The sequence below is a fragment of the Mycolicibacterium phocaicum genome, assembly GCF_010731115.1.
Classification (GTDB): Bacteria; Actinomycetota; Actinomycetes; order Mycobacteriales; family Mycobacteriaceae; genus Mycobacterium; species Mycobacterium phocaicum.
Window position 1 is genome coordinate 2,517,821 of record NZ_AP022616.1, and the last position, 18,055, is coordinate 2,535,875.

The 18,055-nt window shown below is 68.5% G+C and carries 19 protein-coding genes; 10 read left to right on the forward strand and 9 right to left on the reverse strand.

Annotated elements, in window-relative coordinates; all coding sequences use genetic code 11:
- The first annotated feature begins 23 nt into the window (after positions 1–23).
- Entirely contained in the window at positions 24–854 is an 831-nt protein-coding gene (locus G6N46_RS12020; protein ID WP_061004151.1) for an SDR family NAD(P)-dependent oxidoreductase, read from the forward strand.
- Between the two features lie 313 nt (positions 855–1,167).
- Here the strand turns inward: G6N46_RS12020 and G6N46_RS12025 are convergent, their stop codons facing one another.
- Positions 1,168–2,028, reverse strand: a complete 861-nt coding sequence (locus G6N46_RS12025) for a glycine betaine ABC transporter substrate-binding protein (RefSeq protein WP_138249602.1) — start codon at positions 2,026–2,028, stop codon at positions 1,168–1,170.
- Between the two features lie 5 nt (positions 2,029–2,033).
- Entirely contained in the window at positions 2,034–3,176 is a 1,143-nt protein-coding gene (locus tag G6N46_RS12030; protein WP_138249611.1) for an NAD(P)-dependent malic enzyme, read from the reverse strand.
- A gap of 136 nt (positions 3,177–3,312) precedes the next feature.
- Between G6N46_RS12030 and corA the strand changes: the two genes are divergently transcribed.
- Together corA and G6N46_RS12040 are read left to right on the forward strand one after the other, a co-directional pair.
- Positions 3,313–4,419 carry a magnesium/cobalt transporter CorA gene (gene corA / locus G6N46_RS12035; protein ID WP_061004148.1) on the forward strand — a complete coding sequence of 369 codons (1,107 nt, stop codon included), beginning with the start codon at positions 3,313–3,315 and terminating at the stop codon, positions 4,417–4,419.
- Positions 4,420–4,506: 87 nt separating this feature from the next.
- Positions 4,507–4,785: a hypothetical protein gene (locus G6N46_RS12040; RefSeq protein ID WP_138249603.1), complete on the forward strand. Its 279-nt coding sequence runs from the start codon at positions 4,507–4,509 to the stop codon at positions 4,783–4,785.
- A gap of 3 nt (positions 4,786–4,788) precedes the next feature.
- Here the strand turns inward: G6N46_RS12040 and G6N46_RS12045 are convergent, their stop codons facing one another.
- From G6N46_RS12045 to G6N46_RS12070, 6 genes are all read right to left on the reverse strand, one after another.
- Positions 4,789–5,382, reverse strand: a complete 594-nt coding sequence (locus tag G6N46_RS12045; RefSeq protein WP_138249604.1) for a suppressor of fused domain protein — start codon at positions 5,380–5,382, stop codon at positions 4,789–4,791.
- On the reverse strand, positions 5,379–6,554 hold the full coding sequence (locus tag G6N46_RS12050) for an ABC transporter ATP-binding protein (protein ID WP_138249605.1): 1,176 nt from the start codon (positions 6,552–6,554) through the stop codon (positions 5,379–5,381). The genes G6N46_RS12045 and G6N46_RS12050 overlap by 4 nt, the downstream gene beginning before the upstream one ends.
- 3 nt (positions 6,555–6,557) lie before the next feature.
- Complete coding sequence (locus tag G6N46_RS12055; RefSeq protein ID WP_138249606.1) at positions 6,558–7,394, reverse strand: carbohydrate ABC transporter permease; 837 nt, start codon at positions 7,392–7,394, stop codon at positions 6,558–6,560.
- 1 nt (position 7,395) lies between these two features.
- Positions 7,396–8,274, reverse strand: a complete 879-nt coding sequence (locus G6N46_RS12060) for a carbohydrate ABC transporter permease (RefSeq protein WP_138249607.1) — start codon at positions 8,272–8,274, stop codon at positions 7,396–7,398.
- Positions 8,271–9,680: an ABC transporter substrate-binding protein gene (locus G6N46_RS12065; protein WP_174814126.1), complete on the reverse strand. Its 1,410-nt coding sequence runs from the start codon at positions 9,678–9,680 to the stop codon at positions 8,271–8,273. Before G6N46_RS12065 ends, G6N46_RS12060 begins: the two co-directional genes overlap by 4 nt.
- Before the next feature lie 168 nt (positions 9,681–9,848).
- On the reverse strand, positions 9,849–10,349 hold the full coding sequence (locus tag G6N46_RS12070) for a general stress protein (RefSeq protein WP_061004137.1): 501 nt from the start codon (positions 10,347–10,349) through the stop codon (positions 9,849–9,851).
- Between the two features lie 80 nt (positions 10,350–10,429).
- Between G6N46_RS12070 and G6N46_RS12075 the strand changes: the two genes are divergently transcribed.
- Both G6N46_RS12075 and G6N46_RS12080 read left to right on the forward strand, forming a co-directional pair.
- Positions 10,430–11,089, forward strand: coding sequence for a DUF4190 domain-containing protein (locus G6N46_RS12075; RefSeq protein WP_064858966.1), 660 nt, complete (start codon positions 10,430–10,432; stop codon positions 11,087–11,089).
- Complete coding sequence (locus G6N46_RS12080; protein ID WP_061007142.1) at positions 11,086–11,316, forward strand: DUF4190 domain-containing protein; 231 nt, start codon at positions 11,086–11,088, stop codon at positions 11,314–11,316. Before G6N46_RS12075 ends, G6N46_RS12080 begins: the two co-directional genes overlap by 4 nt.
- Positions 11,317–11,326: 10 nt before the next feature.
- On the opposite strand, the gene G6N46_RS12085 is transcribed toward G6N46_RS12080, so the two are convergent.
- Complete coding sequence (locus tag G6N46_RS12085; protein ID WP_061007143.1) at positions 11,327–12,292, reverse strand: HpcH/HpaI aldolase/citrate lyase family protein; 966 nt, start codon at positions 12,290–12,292, stop codon at positions 11,327–11,329.
- Between the two features lie 25 nt (positions 12,293–12,317).
- Between G6N46_RS12085 and G6N46_RS12090 the strand changes: the two genes are divergently transcribed.
- The 5 genes from G6N46_RS12090 (at position 12,318) to G6N46_RS12110 (ending at position 18,054) form a co-directional block, all read left to right on the forward strand.
- Positions 12,318–13,631 (forward strand): magnesium transporter MgtE N-terminal domain-containing protein, encoded by a 1,314-nt coding sequence (locus tag G6N46_RS12090; protein WP_061007144.1) that lies wholly within the window; start codon positions 12,318–12,320, stop codon positions 13,629–13,631.
- Positions 13,628–14,221 carry a DUF1003 domain-containing protein gene (locus tag G6N46_RS12095; protein ID WP_138249608.1) on the forward strand — a complete coding sequence of 198 codons (594 nt, stop codon included), beginning with the start codon at positions 13,628–13,630 and terminating at the stop codon, positions 14,219–14,221. Before G6N46_RS12090 ends, G6N46_RS12095 begins: the two co-directional genes overlap by 4 nt.
- Positions 14,222–14,340: 119 nt before the next feature.
- Entirely contained in the window at positions 14,341–15,843 is a 1,503-nt protein-coding gene (locus tag G6N46_RS12100; protein WP_135355538.1) for a lytic transglycosylase domain-containing protein, read from the forward strand.
- 43 nt (positions 15,844–15,886) lie between these two features.
- The gene (locus tag G6N46_RS12105) at positions 15,887–17,020 is read left to right on the forward strand and encodes an Mrp/NBP35 family ATP-binding protein (protein ID WP_135355539.1); all 1,134 of its coding nucleotides are present in this window, start codon (positions 15,887–15,889) and stop codon (positions 17,018–17,020) included.
- Between the two features lie 29 nt (positions 17,021–17,049).
- The gene (locus G6N46_RS12110) at positions 17,050–18,054 is read left to right on the forward strand and encodes a beta-ketoacyl-ACP synthase III (protein ID WP_138249612.1); all 1,005 of its coding nucleotides are present in this window, start codon (positions 17,050–17,052) and stop codon (positions 18,052–18,054) included.
- The last annotated feature ends 1 nt before the right edge of the window (position 18,055 follow it).

Sequence of the window (18,055 nt, forward strand, 5' to 3'; positions counted from 1 at the left end):
CCACCCAACGCAAAGGAGCGGTCATGGAGGGATTCGCCGGCAAGGTCTGCGTGATCACCGGAGCCGGGTCGGGTATCGGCCAGGCGCTGGCCATTGAACTGGCGCGCTCGGGTGCGTCGCTGGCGATCAGCGACATCGACACCGAGGGCCTGGCCAAGACCGAGGAACAGGTCAAGGCCATCGGCGCCGAAGTGAAAGCCGACCGGCTGAACGTCGCCGAGCGGGAGGCCTTCGAGCTGTATGCCGACGACGTGGTCAAGCACTTCGGCAAGGTCAACCAGGTCTACAACAACGCCGGCATCGCCTTCACCGGTGACCTCGAGGTCAGCCAGTTCAAGGACATCGAGCGCGTCATGGACGTCGACTTCTGGGGCGTCGTCAACGGCACCAAGGTCTTCCTGCCGCACCTGATCGCCTCGGGCGACGGGCACGTCGTCAACGTCTCGAGCATCTTCGGCCTGTTCGCGGTGCCCAGCCAATCCGCTTACAACGCAGCCAAATTCGCCGTCCGCGGCTTCACCGAGGCGCTGCGCCAGGAAATGAAGCTGGCGGGCCATCCGGTGAAGGTCACCACGGTGCACCCGGGCGGCATCAAGACCAACATCGTGCGCAACTCGACCGCGGCCGCCGACATCGACTCCGCGGGCCTGAACAAGCTGTTCGACAGGGGCGCCCTGACCACCCCGGAACGGGCCGCTCAGATCATTCTCGAAGCGGTCCGTAAGGGCCATGCCCGCGTGCTGGTCGGGCCGGACGCCAAGATCGTCGACGTGATCGTCCGCATCACCGGGTCGGGCGCCTACCAGGGGCTGTTCGCGGCGATCGCGGGACGGGTCCTGCCCAGGCTCGGTTGAGTCTCGCGAGCATAGTCGTTTGGCGGTTGGCCCTACCCTGGGGCCCGAGATGCGAGGCGGCCGGAGGTCGGGTTGGGGTTGTTCACCAACAGCGGCGGGGCGAAAAGTCCCTGAGCGCAACCGGGGCGATGATCCGCGAGTTGCTATTGAGCCCAGGGACGTTTCGCGGCGCGGAACGGTGCGTGGCTTCAATCAGGACGGCTACTGCTCCCCCGGAAATGAAACCACGCTCCTCTCACCAGGTTTACCCACCTCTGGTGAGCACCGCCATTGCGTGCGGATCACCGGCGATCACCGCGGATTGCCGGCTCGGCTAGTGGTCCAGCGGGTGCTGGGCCAGCCACGCACCCGCCACCGCGGCCGGATCGGCCCCCTTGTCGACCTGACCGATCATGTCGGTCAGCGTCGCGGTGTCCAGTTCGCCGGCAATTCCGTTGAGCGCCAACACCTGTTGTTCGGCCAGGACGTTACGCCGGTACAAGGGCACCACGTTCTCGGCGCGGATCAGCGCGGTGCGGTCGGTCAGCACCGTCACGCCCGCCGGTACCGCCGGCGCCGCGGTGGAGGTCCAGGCCACCGTCACCGCGCCCGCCTTCAACGCATCGAAAAGGCCTGCGGCGTCCTTGAATTCACGAGCGGCCGGTAGGACACAGTCCCCCACGCGAGCCGGGTGGGCATCCCCCGTCACCACTCCGACGGACAAACCGCCGCAATGCCCCGGTAGCGCCGCGACATCCCGCTTGCCCCAGCGGTCCGCTGTCGCGGCGGTGACCGCGACAGCCGGCTTGTCCTGCGCCGACGCGGTGTAGTCGGCGGCGGCGACACCTTCGGGCAGCGCCGAGATCATCGACCGGTACACCTGTTCGTCGGCCCGTGCCGTGGCGTGTGGGACGAATCTGGCGAGCAGTTCGCCGGTCAGTCCGGGCGCCACGGTCACATCGGCGGAGTCCAGGGCCGCAACAGGATCCGGGACCAGGTGCACGCGGGTCGGGATACCGAAATATCCCAGGGCGGCCGAGTACAGATGAGCGAGAAGTTTCGACTCGCTGGTCGGCGCGGCACCGACGGTCACCGCCGGGGGTCCCGGCACGGATTGCCCGGTGCTGCAGCCCGCCGTCGTCGCGGTGAGCAGTGCGGCCAGCGCCACACCGCCCGCCGCGACCCGGCGGCTCATGGTGCTCAGGCTTGCGACGCGGCGGCCACCGCGGCCGCCACGGCCGGACCCACACGCGGGTCGAGCGCGCTGGGCACGATGTAGTCGACCGACAGATCATCACCCACGACCGAGAAGATGGCTTCTGCGGCAGCCACTTTCATGGCCTCGGTGATCCGGCGGGCACCGGCGTCCAGGGCGCCGCGGAACACGCCGGGGAACGCCAGCACGTTGTTGATCTGGTTCGGGAAGTCGCTGCGACCGGTCGCCACGACGGCGGCGTACTTGCGGGCGACGTCCGGGTGGATCTCCGGGTCCGGGTTCGACAGGGCGAACACGATGGCATTGGGCGCCATCTCGGCGATGAATTCTTCGGGCACCAGGCCGGCCGAGACGCCCAGGAAGACGTCGGCGCCGTCGAGCGCCTCGGCGATGCCGCCGGTCACGCCACGCGGGTTGGTGCGGCCGGCGAGTTCGGCCTTGAAGGAGTTCAGGTCGTCACGACCGGTGTGCACGACGCCCTTGCTGTCGAGGACGATGATGTCGCGAATGCCGCTGGCCAGCATGATGTTGGTGCAGGCCACACCGGCCGCACCGGCACCGGACACCACGACCTTGAGGTTGTGCATGTCGCGCTCGAGCACCTTGGTCGCGCCCAGCAGCGCGGCGAGCACCACGATGGCGGTGCCGTGCTGGTCGTCATGCATGACGGGGCAGTCCAGCGCCTCGATGACGCGGCGCTCGATCTCGAAACATCGCGGCGCGGAGATGTCCTCCAGGTTGACGGCGCCGAATGTCGGACGCAGCCGGATCAGGGTCTCGACAATCTCGTCGGGGTCCTTGGTGTCCAGCACGATCGGGATGGAGTCGAGGCCACCAAAGGTCTTGAACAGGGCGCTCTTGCCCTCCATGACCGGCAGGGAGGCCGCCGGGCCGATGTCACCGAGGCCCAGCACGGCGCTGCCGTCGCTCACGACGGCAACCAGGCGGTTGGCCCAGGTGTACTTCTTGGCCAGGGTCGCATCGGCCGCGATGGCACGGCTGACCTGCGCGACGCCCGGGGTGTAGGCGATCGACAACGCGCGCTGGGTATCAAGCGGCTCGTTGAGGGCTACGGAGAGCTTGCCCCCTTCGTGGGCGGCGAAAATTTCCGCATCGTCGATGACCACCTGGGGTGTGCGCACAGCGCCTGACTTATCTGACACCGCGTCAGGCTACTTCACTCAATTGTTACTCGCCGGTTCCGCGTAGCATTTGCGACTGGTCTACTGATCCGAGAAGTCCGCCCCACGGGAGGTCAGCCGCATGCCCTCGTTCCGCGCACTCCAACCATCGAACTTCCGCCCCGTGCCGAAAAAGGCGCCTGCCGGGCCCGATGCCAGCTCCATCCACGTGCCGGTCGCCCGCGCCACCGTCGACTGCGGCGTCTACTCCATGGGCGCGCGGCTACCCGGCAAATACACCCACGGCGCAGCCGTCTCCAAGGTGCGCGAACTGCGCGCGGCCGGCGCGGAGGCCTTCGTGTGGATCGGACTCCACGAGCCCGACCAGCACCAGATGCAAGCCGTCGCCGACGTCTTCGGACTGCACGAACTGGCCGTCGAGGACGCGGTCTGCGCCCATCAGCGGCCCAAACTGGAGCGGTACGACCAGACCCTCTTCCTGGTGCTCAAAACGGTCAGCTACGTCGAGCACGAGTCCGTGGCCAATGCCCGTGAGATCGTCGAGACGGGCGAGATCATGGTGTTCGTCGGCCCCGAGTTCGTGGTCACGGTCCGGCACGGTGAACACAGCGGACTGGCCGGCGTGCGGCACCGACTGGACGAGTCCCCCACCATCCTGACGCTGGGCCCCTACGCGGTGATGCACGCCATCGCCGACCACGTGGTGGACAGCTACCTCGATGTCACCGCACTGGTCGAGACCGACATCGACGCCATCGAGCAGGCCGTGTTCTCCCCGCACACCCAGACCGATATCGAGAGCATCTACCTGCTCAAGCGTGAGGTCGTCGAGCTGCGGCACTCGGTGAACCCCCTGACCATGGCACTGCAGCGGCTGCTGTCCGACCACCACGACCTGATCTCGAAGGAAGTCCGCCGCTACATCCGCGACGTCCACGACCACAACAGTCAGGCCGCCGACCAGATCACCGGCTTCGACGACATGTTGAGCTCGCTGGTGCAGGCGGCGCTCGGCAAGGTCGGCATGGAACAGAACGCCGACATGCGCAAGATCTCGGCGTGGGTTGCCATCGCCGCGATGCCCACGATGATCGCCGGCATCTACGGCATGAATTTCGATAACATGCCCGAACTACATTGGCATTACGGCTATTTCGCCGTCCTGACGGTGATGGTGCTGGTGTGCACGGGCCTGTACCGGACGTTCCGCCACAACCACTGGCTGTAATCACGGCGAACGCGCGGCAACGCGCGAGTGAACGGCATCTTTCGTAAAACGCGTCGCGGGATGCCGCGCGCCAGTCATGATCTCGGGATGAAGATCGGACCGAAGTCCCTCGCGGTGGCGGTTGCCATCGCGAGTGCTGCGCTTGCCGGCATCGCCGCGCCGGCCGCCCACGCCAACGGCGCGGACGCCGTCATCAGGGACCTCGAGGCCGAGGGCTACACCGTGATGCTGAACTGGCTCAACGGGAACAAGCCGCAGATTCTGCACCGCTGCACCGTGGTCCGGGTCAACAACCCGTCCTCTGACGAACCTGCCGAGGGTGATGCCGTGTGGGCTGACGTCGCCTGCCCCAACAACACCTCGTAGCCGTCAGCTGGGCTCGGCGGCCCGGCGCCGCTGATCGAGGACGTCGACACCGTCCTGTTGCCACGCGTCACGCATGGCGTCCGCGCCCTTGAGCCGCACCCAGGCGGCCTCGGTGGCGGTGATGGGTGTCGCGCTCAGGATCCGGACCGGCTGATACGGGTCGGGCAGCTCGACGTCGCCGATCTCGCTGGCGCCCAACAGGAATGCGGTGAATGCCGCCCCCTGCCAGACCGGCTGTTGCAGATCGATCAGCGCATCCGGTTCCAGGATCAGACCTTCGACGGCCGGCGCCGACGCCAGTACGGCGATCGAGCGGGCCAGTGCCGTCGGCGTCGGGCCACGCAGGGACAGCACCGCCTCCGCCCGCGGGCCGCTGATCCCGTCGGCCACCATGTCCATCGGATCCGTCATCGGATAGCGCGAACAGCCCAGCGACGCATAGTGATACACGTCGCCGTCGGTCGGCCCGTAGCGCAGTACCTCGATGGGGTCGGCGCCAAGGAAGGTGACACTGGCACCCACCGGCTCGGCGCTGCTGCCACGGCCGGCGAAATGCGTTGTCAGACGGGCGCGAACCGCGCCGAGAACGTCGGTCACTGCACCAATGACAGGTTGCGGCCCGTGGCCGGGTCGAACAGGGTCAGCTTGGACGTGTCCAGAGCCAGCTCGACCCGACTACCCGCGGTCGCGGCCGACTTGGCCGAAACCCGTGCCACATAAGTGTTTTCGCTCGATCCGGCATCGGCGGTGTCGTCGGCGAGCTGCTCCAGCTGGGCGGCTTGAGCGCCGGCACCTTCGAGCCGGAAGTGCACGTACTTGTCCGCCCCGAGCGATTCCACCAGCTCGGCGTCGACCTCGAAGGTCAGCGATTGGATGCGCGCGTAGGCGTCGATCACCGAGGCGTCGTCGAACTGCTCGGGACGCACACCCGCGATCAGGTCGGCCGACGGCCGCTGCTGGTCCAGCGCCGCGCGGGCCTCGTCGCTCAAGGTGACCTCACCGAAGGGCAGCTGCACCCCGACGTCGGTCCGTGTGGCCGGGAAGAAGTTCATCGACGGGGAGCCGATGAAGCCGGCGACGAACAGGTTCGCCGGCTCGTTGTACAGCTCGTCGGGGGTGCCGACCTGTTGCGCGACACCGCCACTCATCACCACCACCCGGTCCCCCAGCGTCATCGCCTCGGTCTGGTCGTGCGTGACGTAGACGGTGGTGGTGCCGAGGCGGGCCTGCAGCCGGGCGATCTCGGTGCGCATCTGCACCCGCAGCTTGGCGTCCAGGTTGGACAGCGGCTCGTCCATCAGGAAGGCCTTGGGGCTACGCACGATGGCACGTCCCATCGCCACACGCTGACGCTGTCCACCGGACAGCTGGGCGGGCTTGCGGTCCAGAAGTGCCGTCAAATCAAGGATTTTCGCGGTCTCCTCGACCTTGGCGGCGATCTCGGCCTTCGGCATCTTCGCGAGAGTGAGCGGGAACGCGATGTTCTGCCGCACCGTCATGTGCGGGTAGAGCGCGTAGGACTGGAACACCATCGCGATGTCCCGGTCGCGGGGCTCCTTCTCGTTGACCCGTTCGCCACCGATGCGCAGTTCGCCGGAGCTGATGTCCTCCAGGCCGGCAATCATGTTGAGCGTCGTCGACTTTCCGCATCCCGACGGCCCGACCAGGATCAGGAACTCACCGTCTGCGATCGTGAGCGACAGGTCCTGCACGGCCGTTGCGCCGCCGTCGTAACTCTTGGTGACGTTCTCCAGAACGATTTCGGCCATGGACTACCCCTTCACCGCACCGGACGTCAGGCCCGCGACGATCCGTCGTTGGAAGATGAGAACAAAGATGATGATGGGCACCGTGATGACCATCGCCCCGGCGGCGATGGAACCGGTCGGCTCCTCGAATTGCGAACTGCCCGTGAAGTTCGCGATCGCCACCGGCGCGGTGATGGCACGCTGGGTGGCGGTCAGCGACAATGCCAGCAGCAGGTCGTTCCAGGCGAAGATGAACACCAGGATCGCTGCCGTGACGATGCCGGGTGCGGCGAGTGGTGCGATGACCTTCCGGAAGGCCTGCCCCGGCGTGGCACCGTCCATCTTGGCGGCCTTCTCCAGATCCCAAGGGATTTCCCGGAAGAACGCCGACAGGGTGTAGATCGCCAGTGGCAGCGCGAAGGTGATGTACGGCAGGATCAGACCCGGCCAGGTGTCGAACAGCCCGACAGTGCGCTCGATGTTGAACAACGGTGTCACCAGCGAGATCTGCGGGAACATCGCGATCAGCAACGACAGGCCGACCAGCAGTCGCTTGCCCGGAAAGTCCAGGCGGGCCACGGCGTAGGCCGCCATGCCACCGATCGTCACCGCGATGGCGGTGGTGATGAGCCCGATGCCGATCGAGTTGATCAGTGCCGAGCCGAAGCCGACGCCGGTGAAGATGCCCTTGTAGTTGTCGAACGTGACCTGACGCGGAATCAGGTTGCCGTCCTTGACCGTTGACGTCGGCTTGAGGGACAGCGAGAAGATCCACAGCACCGGCAGCAGCGCGTAGACCACCACCAGGACGTTGACCACGCCCCAGCCGGCCAACCGGCCGCCACGTGTCTGATCGCTCATGTCACCGCACCTCGGCTTCCGCACCGGGCGCCGCGGCACCGAAGATCTTGATGTAGATGAACGCGATGATCGCGACGGTCGCGAAGATCAGGACGCTGATCGCCGATCCCAGGCCGATGTTGAACGCCTTGAAGAGATTGTCGTAACCCAGGATCGACACCGAGCCGGTGTTGTTGGTGCCGCCCGTGAGCACGTAGATGTTGTCGAAGATGCGGAACGCATCCAGCGTGCGGAACAGCAGGGCCACGAGGATCGCCGGTTTCATCAGCGGCAGAGTGACTTTGGCGAACCGCTGCCAGCGACCCGCGCCGTCCATCTGGGCGGCGTCGAGCAGGTCCCGGGGCACCAGCACCAGCCCCGCCAACAGCAGCAACGACATGAACGGCGTGGTCTTCCACACCTCGGCGAGCACCACGATGGCCAGCGACGGCAGCTGCTCGGTCAGCGGCGCGCTGCCCGTGGGCAGCAGATTCGCGAGGTAGCCGGTGCCCGGCGTCCACGCGTAATACCAACTGTAGGAAGCGGCCACGGTCACGATGCCGTACGGAATCAGGATGGCGGTGCGCACCACCGAGCTGCCGAAGACGGTCCGGTGCATCACCACCGCGAGCGTCATCCCGAGCACGAACTCGATGGCCACCGACACCACCGTGATACCGAGCGTGACCACGAAGGCCGTCCACCAGTAGTGGTCGGTGAGGATTGTCGTGTAGTTGTCCAGACCCACGAAGCGGGTCTCCGCCGGCGCGGCGAGGTTGTCCCGGTGCAGGCTCAGCCACACCGCGTAGCCGACGGGATACGCTGCCACCGCGAGCATCACCAGCACGGCGGGCGCGATCAGCGCATAGGCGAGGCGCCTGTCGGCAGTTCCACGGCTCACGGGATCAGCCCCTTGCCGTCGATCGCCTGTTGCACCTCGGAGGCCAGCTTGTCGGCGGTGCGCTGCGGGTCGATCTTGGTGATCGGGGCCAGCGTCGCCGAAATCCGCGTCGACACCGCCTGATACTGCGGCGTGGCCGGCCGCACCGCGGCATCCGCGAGCTGGCGACGGATCACCGCGTACTGCGGATACTTGGCCTGGAACTTGGGATCGTCGTACAGCGACGCGCGCACCGCGGGCAGCCCGCCCTCCACCGACGTGAACTCCTGATTGGCCGCGCTGCGCATGCACCGGATGGCCTCGAAGGCCTCGGCCTTGTGCGTACTGTCCTTGCCCACAGCCAGATTCAGCCCACCGATGGTGACCTTGGCCGGCACCCCGGGCTGCACCCCCGGGTAATCCGCGAAGCCGAACACCTTCTTGCTCTCGTCGTAGGCCGTCGTGAACTGCGCATCGTCGGGCGCGAAGGTACCGACGTCGTTGATGGCGCTCTTGAGCTCCGCGCGCTCGTTCAGCGGCAGGAACGGCACGCCACCCTTGACCGCGTTCTCCAGCAGTGACGGCAGCACGAACGGCCAGTTCACCTCGAGCGCGGCCTTGCCCTGCTCGAGTGCCAGCCGGGCCGTCCCCTCGTCGGTCTGGGTGATGGACGGGTCGGCGCCGGGCGCGGTGGCCACCGACTTGATGACCTGCAGCGCCTTGACGGTCGCGGCGCGATGCTCGGGGGTGTCGGTCAGGGTGACGGTCTTGCCGTCGTCGGACAGCACGCTGCCGCCGGCGCTGGTCAGCAAGGTGTTGAACCAGACCACCAGGCCCTCGTACTGCTTGCCCTGCACGGCGATCCAGCTGGGTCCACCGGCGGCGTGCAGCTTGGTCGCCTGCGCCACCATGTCATCCCAGGTCGCCGGCGGCTCGGGCATCAGATCGGCCCGGTACCAGAGCATTTGGGTGTTGGTCGTGATGGGCGCGGCGAACAGGCGGCCCTGCCACTGCGCCGTCTTGAGCGGTCCGGGCAGGGTGTCGTCGGCGGCGTCGGCTTCCGCTTTTCCGGCCGGGTCGTCGGCCAGCGGCACGGCCCAGCCGGCTTCGGCGAACTCCGCGGTCCACACCACGTCCAGGCCCATGATGTCGAGGGTCTTGTCGTTGCCGGTCAGCCGGCGGGCCAGCTGCAGCCGCTGATCGTCGGCGCCCTTGGGCAGGCTGATCTGCTTGATGCTGAAGCGGCCGCCGAGTTCGGCATTGCACCGCTTGGCGACGGCCGAGAATGTCGCCATCTCATTGGCCGAGGTATAGAAGTTGACGACGTTGCCGCCCGCACCGGAACCGCAGGCGGATACCAACGTGGCGGCCGTGCACGCCGCCGCACCCGCTGCCAGCGCAGCCCGCAGCTTTCCCGCGCGCACCACGGACGCCTCCTGTCTCACGGGAACCTCCCGCGCGCAAACCGTAGAGCGCAGAAGGTGTGCCGTGCAACATATCGGCGACGTCAGGAGCCGATCGTGTGCCTGAGCGGCGAGCCAGGTGCGGATCAGGCGGCGGGGCCGGAGCGGATCAGGCGGCGGGGCCGCCGGCCACTACAGCGAAAGGCGGCCCAGCAGGTCGCGGCCCTGCTCGGCACAAACCGGATCGCACAGGACGTCGTAGCGGCCCGCGACGAGCTGCATGGTGGAGCTGAAATCCCTTGTGCCGCGCGACATCGCATACTGCACGCCCGAGGTGATCAAGCCGAAGAAGATGCCGGCGATCAAGCCGGTGAGCAGCGAGCCCCACGCGTTGGTGCCGAAAAGCCCGAGCACCAGCCCGATGAACAGACCCAGCCACGCTCCGGTCAGGATGCCGCCGGTCAGCACCCGCGGCCAGGTGAGCCGCCCGGTGACGCGCTCCACCTGCATCAGGTCGACGCCCACGATGGTCACGTGCTGCACCGGAAACTCTTGGTCCGACAGGTAATCGACGGCGCGCTGCGCCTCGGCGTAGGTGGGGTAGGAACCGATGGGCCAGCCCTTGGGCGGAGTCGGCAATCCGGGCTGTCCACCCGGGCCCGGGGTCCGGTCGGGCTGCAGCGGATTCGTCATTCCCCTGGTCTCCTGTCACTCGCCTCGGAACGCGTTTCGGCTACCACGATGCCATGAACTCGTGCGCTAGGTTGGTCGGCATGACAAGTCCGGGCGGGCAGTCGGGCCAACCCTCCTGGGATCCGTCGGGGCCGGGCGGTTCCGCGCCTCGGCCGACCGGCACCGATGCCGAAGCGACCAGCGACTATCCGGTGTACGAATACCCCGCGATCGAAGAGCCAGGGCCCACCTCTGCGCCCTGGCAGCAGGCGCCGCCCACCCCGGCGCCGCAGGTCCCGCCGCAGCCACCGACGGGTCCGTTTCCCGCACCTCCCGGCCCGCCGCCGGGCTTCTACGGCGCCCCGCCCGCCGGTCCGTACGGCCCACCGGCGACGCCCCCACCGCCACCGGGATTCCCGCCGCCACCTGGATTCCCGCCGCCGGCCGGCTACCTGCCGCCGCCGCTGTACTCGTCGTACCCGGCACCGAGGTCCAGCGACGGCATGGCCATCGGGTCACTGGTCAGTTCGCTGATCGCACTGCCGCTCTACTTCATCTGCTTCGTGTTCGGCCCGGCCGGCTCGCTGCTCGGCATCATCCTGGGCATCGTCGCCTTGGCGCAGAGCAAGGGCCGGCCGCAGACCAACGGCAGGAACATGGCGATCGCAGGCATCGTCATCGGTGCCATCACCCTCATCGTCGGCCTGGTCGGCTTCGTGGTGCTGGTCGACTGGGCATCACGCCAAGACCCGACCTTGTGATCGGCGCACGGGTGAACCGGCTGGCGGTCGGCTCGGTCGTGTGCGCGCTGGCCGGCGTGGTGTTGGGCCCCGTGGCGCTCATCGGCGTCGGGCTCGGCGTGGTCGCCTACGAGCGCATCCCCGGCAGCGGCACCCGCGGGAGCCTGCTGGCCGTGATCGGCATCGTGTGCGGCGCCCTGGCGTTCCTGCTCAACCTGTTTCTGGTCGTCCTGATCCTCGGCGGCTAGGCCGGCCCGCTCACGCGGGCGGAGTGAACCGCTCGCCGGTGCGCGTCATGCCGGCGGCGCGGCCCTTGCCCGCGATCACGAGCGCCATCTTGCGGCTGGCCTCGTCGATCATCTCGTCGCCCAGCAGCACCGCGCCGCGGGCGCCACCGGCCTGCGAGGTATGCCATTCGTAGGCCTCGAGGATCAGCTCGGCGTGGTCGTAATCCGCCTGCCGCGGACTGAAGATCTCGTTCCCGGCGGCGATCTGGTCGGGGTGCAGCACCCACTTGCCGTCGTACCCGAGTGCCGCGGTCTGCCCGGCGACGCGCGTGAACGCCTCGGTGTCCTTCACCTTGAAGTACGGGCCGTCGATGGCGTTGATGCCGTGTGCCCGCGCTGCCACCAGGATCGTCATCAGCACGTGGTGATAGGCGTCGCCGACGCCGTAACCGACGGGCTGCTCCCCCACGACGAGGGTGCGCATGTTGAGGCTCGCCATCAGGTCGCCCGGCCCGAAGATCAGTGCCTGCACCCGCGGCCCGCCGGCGATGGCGTCGGCGTTGACGAGCCCCTTGGCGTCCTCGATCTGCGCCTCGATGCCGATGCGGCCGACGGGCAGTCCGTGGGTGCGCTCCAGCTGCGTCAGCAACAGATCGAGGGCCTGCACGTGCGAGACGTCGCTGACCTTCGGCAGCACGATGACGTCCAACTCGCCACCGCCGCGCGCCACCGCGGTGACGACCTCGATCACGTCGGCGTACGTCCACGGTGTGGTCCAGTCGTTGACCCGGAGTCCGCGCAGCTGGCCCGCCCAGCCCGGCTCGCACAACGCCTGTGCCACCCGGGTCCGCGCCGTGGCCTTGGCGTCGGCCGCCACCGCGTCCTCGAGGTCGAGGAACACCTGATCGGCGGGCAACGTCTTCGCCTTGGCGATCATCTTGTCGCTACTACCCGGGACGGACAGGCAGGTACGGCGGGGCCGATACAGGTTCTCCACGACCCCACTCTCTACCCTGTGGTGCATGGTGGCGGTCAACAGGGTCTACGTGGCCAGACTCGCTGGACTGGTCGTGCTGGGCCCCGACGGAGAGTCGGTCGGCCGGGTCCGCGACGTGGTCGTGAGCATGGGCATCGTCCGGCACCAACCACGGGTGCTCGGCCTCGTCGTCGAACTGACCACGCGCCGAAGGATTTTCGTGCCGATCCTGCGGGTGACGTCCATCGAGCACAACTCCGTCACCCTGACCGGAGCGACCATCTCGCTGCGCCGGTTCGAACAGCGCCCCGGCGAGGCCCTGGTACTCGGGCAGATTCTGGACACCCGCGTCCGCGTCACCGACCCACAGCTCGAACAGCTCGCCGGCGTCGACGTCGTCGTGGTCGACCTCGCGATCGAACAGGCCCGCTCGCGCGACTGGTTGGTCACCCGCGTCGCGGTGCGCCACCGCCGGCTCGGCCGGCGCACCACGGTGCACGTGGTCGACTGGCAGAACGTCACCGGCCTGACGCCGTCGGCGCTCGCGCTACCGGGACAAGGGGTGGCGCAACTGCTGGAGCAGTTCGACGGTCAGCGTCCCGTCGAGGTCGCCGACGCCCTGCGCGACCTGCCGGCCAAGCGCCGGCACGAAGTCGTCAAGGCCCTCGACGACGACCGGCTGGCCGACATCCTGCAGGAGCTCTCCGAACCCGAGCAGGCCGAGTTGCTCAACCAGCTGGGCACCGAGCGCGCCGCCGACGTGCTCGAGGAGATGGACCCCGACGACGCCGCCGACCTCCTCGGTGAGCTCGACGCCACCCGGGCCGCCGTGCTGCTGGACCGCATGGACCCCGAGGATTCCGAGCCGGTGCGCCGCCTGCTGCAGCACTCGCCCGACACCGCCGGTGGTCTGATGACGCCCGAGCCCGTCGTGCTCACACCGGACACCACCGTCGCCGAGGCGCTGGCCCGCGTCCGCGACCCCGAGCTGACGCCGGCACTGGCGTCGCTGACGTTCGTCACCCGGCCACCGACCGCGACGCCGACCGGCCACTACCTGGGCTGTGTACACACCCAGCGGCTGCTGCGCGAACCGCCGGCCAGCCAGGTCGGCGGCATCATCGACAGCGACCTGCCGGTGCTGTCCCCGACCAGCTCACTGGCCGAGGTCACGCGCTACTTCGCCGCGTACAACCTGGTGTCCGCACCGGTGGTCGACGACGAGAACCACCTGCTGGGCGCCGTCACCGTCGACGACCTGCTCGACCACCTGCTGCCGTCGGGCTGGCGCAGCGCGGACGAACCAGGGCCGGACTCGACGCAGGCCATCACTGACAACATCTCGGGAGCCGGCCGGTGAGCGAGCCTTCGGCGCGGCAGCGCCTGGACATCCCGCGCACGTCCCGTTTCCGGTTGACCCCACGGGTCGACGTCGAGGCCGTCGGCCAGTTCAGTGAGTCGATCGCCCGGTTCCTGGGCACGGGCAAATATCTGCTCATCCAGACGGTGATCGTGGTCATCTGGATCGCCTTCAACCTGATCGCGATCAGCCTGCAATTCGACCCGTATCCGTTCATCCTGCTGAACCTGGCGTTCTCGACCCAGGCCGCGTACGCCGCGCCGCTGATCCTGCTGGCACAGAACCGCCAGGAGAACCGGGACCGCGTGTCGCTCGAAGAGGACCGCAGGCGCGCGGCCCAAACCAAGGCCGACACCGAATTCCTGGCCCGCGAACTGGCCGCGCTGCGGCTGGCCGTCGGCGAGGTGGCGACCCGCGACTACCTCCGCCGCGAACTCGACGAGCTGCGGGCGTTGATTGCTCAGCAGAACGGCGGCAAGGGCGGATCCGGCAAGCGCAAGACCGGAAAATCCCGGCCGCCGGTCGAGGACGACGACGCTTTCAGCGGCACTCCGGCCGACTCTGCCGACTCCGCCACCGCAGCCGAATAAGAGATTCCATTGTCCGGAATCATTGCTACGACAAGCGACCGTGGAGTAGGTATGGTGACTTGGATCACAACACAGGTCACCGGGGTCACTCCGGTATTCCACTTTCATAGGATGGCTTAGTGCACAACGGGGGCGACACCGCTGATTTCGCGGACGACGCTGCGCCTACTACTGAATCCCACGCACTTTCCGGCGACTCCGCGCTGGTCGACGACGCCATCGAGGATTACGACGCCGCCGTCGACGACGACTCCGGCGTCGTTGCCGAAACCGCACCCGGCCGTCGCCGACAGATCGCCAGGGCGCTGCGCCGGCCGCTGGCCGGTGTCGCCGTCGTCGCGCCGCTCGTCTTGATGCTTGCCGTCGGCGGTTCCGCGCCGACTCGGCAAACAACCGCACACAACAGCGCCACCACGGGCGTCACGCCGCTGGCGGCCGTCACCCCCACCACGCCCGGCCCACGCAACCGGGCCGGTATGACGGTCGTCGCGTCCGATCAGATTCCCCGCGCGCTGCACATGGATCCCACCACCGCCCTGTCACCGCCGCCGGCGTCGCTGGTGATGGCGCCCGGCGGACTGCGGATCCCGCCGGTCGTCCTCAACGCCTACCGCACCGCCGAGAAGATCATGGCGACCAACGCACCGGGCTGCGGTATCAGCTGGAACCTGCTGGCCGGTATCGGCCGCATCGAGTCCGGCCACGCCAACAGCGGCGCCACCGACGCGCGGGGCACCGCGCTCACCCCGATCCTCGGACCTGTCCTCGACGGCACGCTGGCCGGCAACGAGGTCATCGTGCAGAGCATCTCGGCCGGGCGGGTGACCTACGCCCGGGCGCTGGGACCCATGCAGTTCCTGCCCGGCACCTGGGCCCGGTATGCCGCGGACGCCATCGGCGACGGCAAGCCCGACGTGCAGAACGTCTACGACGCCTCGCTGGCCGCGGCCCGCTACCTGTGCAGCGGTGGGCTGAACCTGCGTGATCCGTCGCAGGTGCTGACCGCGATCCTGCGCTACAACAACTCGATGCCCTACGCCCAGAACGTGCTCGGGTGGGCGAAGGCCTATGTCACCGGTATCGCCCCGGTCGACCTGCCGCCGATCGTCGGTCCGCCGCCCGCCATCGGCGACCAGCACCTGGACAACCCCGAGGGGCTCGGGCCGGGACTGCCGATCAACGCGATGGGCCTGCCGTCCGACGATCCGCTGGCAATGACGCCCGCGTTGCAGATGGGCCGCATGGGTCCGCTGCCCGGCCCGGCCGAACCGAAACAGAACTGCGCGGTGTTCTGCCTGCAGGGTGGCCCGGCGCCGAGCGCGGCGCCCATCCCGGCACCGGATGCGCCGGCGCTGGACGCACCCGCGCCCAACCCGTTCAACCTGCCGCCGTTCCTGCTGCCGCAGGCTCCGCCGCCCGCGCCTGTCGCGCCGGCACCGGCTGCTCCCGGACCCATTCCGGTCACCGCGGTGGGCGTCGGCACGCCGGCCGCCGGCCCGGTCGGCGCCGCACCGGGACCCGCGCCCGGTCCGGCGGCGGTCCCCGCACCACTTGCTCCCGCCGGTCCGCTGCCCGCGGAAGCCCTCGGTCCGCCGCCGCCCGCCTTTCCCGGCCTACCATGACCAGCTGCCGGTGCGCTGACCGGCAGTTATAAACTCGCGGGTAATGTCTGCTGAGCTGAAAGCCGCCGTGCGCGCCGCACTGGGCAAAGTCATCGATCCTGAACTGCGCCGTCCGATCACCGAGGTCGGCATGGTCAAGGACATCACGGTCGAGTCCGATGGCGCGGTGCACGTCGAGATCTACCTGACCACGTCGGCCTGCCCGAAGAAAACCGAGATCACCGATCGGGTCACCGCGGCCGTCACCGACGTGCCGGGCACCGGGGCCGTCAAGGTCACCCTCGACGTGATGAACGACGAGCAGCGCGCCGAGTTGCGCAAGCTGCTGCGCGGTGACGACAAGGAACCGGTCATCCCCTTCGCCCAGCCCGGCTCGCTGACCCGGGTGTACGCGGTGGCGTCGGGCAAGGGTGGCGTCGGCAAGTCCAGCGTGACGGTGAACCTGGCGGCCGCGCTGGCCGCCAAGGGCCTGTCGGTCGGCCTGCTCGACGCCGACATCTACGGCCACTCGGTGCCCCGGATGATGGGTGTGCAGGATCGCCCCACCCAGGTGGATTCGATGATCCTGCCGCCGGTTTCGCACGATGTGAAGGTCATCTCCATCGCGATGTTCACCCAGGGCAACACCCCGGTGGTGTGGCGCGGGCCGATGCTGCACCGGGCGCTGCAGCAGTTCCTGGCCGACGTGTACTGGGGTGACCTCGATGTTCTGCTGCTCGACCTGCCGCCCGGCACGGGCGACATCGCCATCTCGGTGGCGCAGTTGATCCCCGGCGCCGAAATCCTCGTCGTCACCACACCGCAGATGGCTGCTGCCGAGGTCGCCGAGCGCGCCGGCGCCATCGCGGTCCAGACCCGTCAGCGCATCGTCGGCGTGGTCGAGAACATGTCCGGACTGACCCTGCCCGACGGCACCACCATGCAGCTGTTCGGCGAGGGCGGCGGCGCGCAGGTCGCCGAAAGCCTCACGCGCACAGTCGGTGCCGAGGTTCCGCTGTTGGGTCAGGTCCCGCTGGACCCGCAGCTCGTGAGCGCCGGCGACACCGGTGTGCCCCTGGTGCTGTCCGGACCGGACACCGCAGCCGGCGCCGCACTGCGCGGCATCGCCGACAAACTGTCCAGCCGCAAGCGCGGACTGGCCGGGATGTCGCTCGGGCTCGACCCGGCCGGGCGCTGACCCCTCCCTCGTCCGACAGGAAACCTCAAGTGACACATATCCATACGCGCAGCGGCGCACAGAACGTCGGCCTGCTGAGCGTGGCGGCCTACCGCCCGGGCCGCGTTGTCACGAACGACGAGATCTGTCAGACCATCGAGTCGTCGGACGAGTGGATCTACTCCCGCACCGGTATCAAGAACCGGCGCTTCGCCGGTCCCGACGAGTCTGCGGTCACGATGGCGTGCGAGGCCGGACGCCGGGCCTGCGCCGCCGCCGAGCTGTCGGGCTCGGACATCGACGCCGTCATCGTGGCCACCAGCACCAACTTCCGCAACACCCCGCCGTGCGGACCGCAGGTCGCCACGGAGATTGGCGCACAGGGCATTCCGGCGTTCGACATCGCCGCGGGCTGCGCGGGATTCGGCTACTCACTGGGCGTGGCCGCCGACATGATCCGGTCCGGTAGCGCGGGGCGAATCCTCGTGGTGGGCTCGGAGAAGCTGTCCGACGCCATCGACATGACCGATCGCAGCAATGCCTTCATCTTCGCCGACGGCGCCGCCGCGGTGGTCGTCGGACCGACCGAGGAGCAGGGCATCGGACCCACCGTCGCCGGGAGCGACGGCGAACAGTCCAGTGCCATCGTGCAGGACCTCAGCTGGATCGACTACACCGAGAACCCTTCCGGACCAAGGCCTTTCCTGCGCATGGAGGGTCAGACCGTGTTCCGCTGGGCAGCCTTCCAGATGGTCGACGTCGGCAAGCGCGCCATCGCGGCCGCGGGCCTGACGGTCGACGACATCGACGTGTTCATCCCCCACCAGGCCAACGGCCGGATCAACGAGTTGCTCACCAAGGGACTCGGACTCAGCCCGGAAACGGTTGTCGCCCAGGACATCCAGGACGCCGGCAACACTTCGGCCGCCTCGATTCCACTGGCGATGTACACCCTGCTGGACACCGGCGAGGCAAAGCCGGGCAGCGTCGCGCTACTGCTGGGGTACGGCGCAGGCCTGGCCTACGCCGCCCAGGTGATCCGGCTCCCCGGCTGAG

Excerpts from the sequence above, each read along its gene's own strand:
- G6N46_RS12025 (WP_138249602.1), bottom strand. The coding sequence starts at position 2,028 with ATGAGCCGCCGGGTCGCGGCGGGCGGTGTGGCGCTGGCCGCACTGCTC.
- G6N46_RS12050 (WP_138249605.1), bottom strand. The coding sequence starts at position 6,554 with ATGGCCGAAATCGTTCTGGAGAACGTCACCAAGAGTTACGACGGCGGC.
- G6N46_RS12040 (WP_138249603.1), top strand. The coding sequence starts at position 4,507 with ATGAAGATCGGACCGAAGTCCCTCGCGGTGGCGGTTGCCATCGCGAGT.
- G6N46_RS12075 (WP_064858966.1), top strand. The coding sequence starts at position 10,430 with ATGACAAGTCCGGGCGGGCAGTCGGGCCAACCCTCCTGGGATCCGTCG.
- G6N46_RS12090 (WP_061007144.1), top strand. The coding sequence starts at position 12,318 with ATGGTGGCGGTCAACAGGGTCTACGTGGCCAGACTCGCTGGACTGGTC.
- G6N46_RS12070 (WP_061004137.1), bottom strand. The coding sequence starts at position 10,349 with ATGACGAATCCGCTGCAGCCCGACCGGACCCCGGGCCCGGGTGGACAG.
- corA (WP_061004148.1), top strand. The coding sequence starts at position 3,313 with ATGCCCTCGTTCCGCGCACTCCAACCATCGAACTTCCGCCCCGTGCCG.
- G6N46_RS12105 (WP_135355539.1), top strand. The coding sequence starts at position 15,887 with ATGTCTGCTGAGCTGAAAGCCGCCGTGCGCGCCGCACTGGGCAAAGTC.
- G6N46_RS12055 (WP_138249606.1), bottom strand. The coding sequence starts at position 7,394 with ATGAGCGATCAGACACGTGGCGGCCGGTTGGCCGGCTGGGGCGTGGTC.
- G6N46_RS12020 (WP_061004151.1), top strand. The coding sequence starts at position 24 with ATGGAGGGATTCGCCGGCAAGGTCTGCGTGATCACCGGAGCCGGGTCG.